Genomic DNA, 797 nt, shown 5'->3' on the forward strand with positions numbered 1-797 from the left:
GCTCTCAAAGGAGAGGATCGTCTTGTCGTAGCGGGTGGCGATGCGGCGCTGCTGCTTCAACTTGCCGAACATGCGCTCGATGCGGTTACGATCCTTGTAGCGGCGGTAGTCGGGATGCTCGGGCACCTTGCGGTTCGAGCGAGGCGGGATGATCGGCAGAATACCTCGGATCAGCAGGCTCTCGCGGAAGCGGTCGCCGTCATAGCCCTTGTCCGCCAGCAGCGCCTTGGGTGTGGCGACCGGGATGGTCATCAGCGGCTCGGCGGCGACGTAGTCGGAGGCTTCGCCGCCGGTCAGGATGAAGCCGAGAGGGCGTCCTTGATTGTCCGAGCGGGCATGGATCTTGCTCGTAAAGCCGCCGCGTGATCGACCAAGAGCGTTCGCACAAGCCCCCCTTTTCCGCCCGCGGCCGAGACGTGGCCGCGAACGCTGGTGCTGTCGATCATGTGCTGCCAGTCGTCGGTGAGCCCCAGATCGACCAGCGTTTGCAACAGCGCATCCCATACACCCTGCTCGGCCCACCTGCGGAACCGAACATAGACTGAGTTCCACTTGCCGTATCGCTCGTGCATGTCGCGCCAGGGGCAGCCGACCCGCAGAACATGCAGCATGCCGTTGAGAAAGCGCCGGTTGTCGCCCGCCGGCCGCGCCCAACGGCCCCGCTCAGGCGGCAGCAGCGGTCCGATCACCTCCCATTCCTCGTCCGACAAATCCCCGCGACCCATAACTGCTCCGCAAAAAGCAGTCTTGAATCAGAACCCGGCCCGCTTGGGAATCCCTTTTGTCAACACGGCCTA

Annotated in this window: 1 pseudogene; it reads right to left on the reverse strand. The window is 64.0% G+C overall.

Annotated elements, in window-relative coordinates:
- Positions 1 to 725 (reverse strand): annotated as a pseudogene (locus NTCA1_RS28345) (IS5 family transposase); the annotation flags it as partial.
- Positions 726 to 797: the final 72 nt, after the last annotated feature.

The sequence above is a fragment of the Novosphingobium sp. TCA1 genome (assembly GCF_009811895.1).
Classification (GTDB): domain Bacteria; phylum Pseudomonadota; class Alphaproteobacteria; order Sphingomonadales; family Sphingomonadaceae; genus Novosphingobium; species Novosphingobium panipatense_A.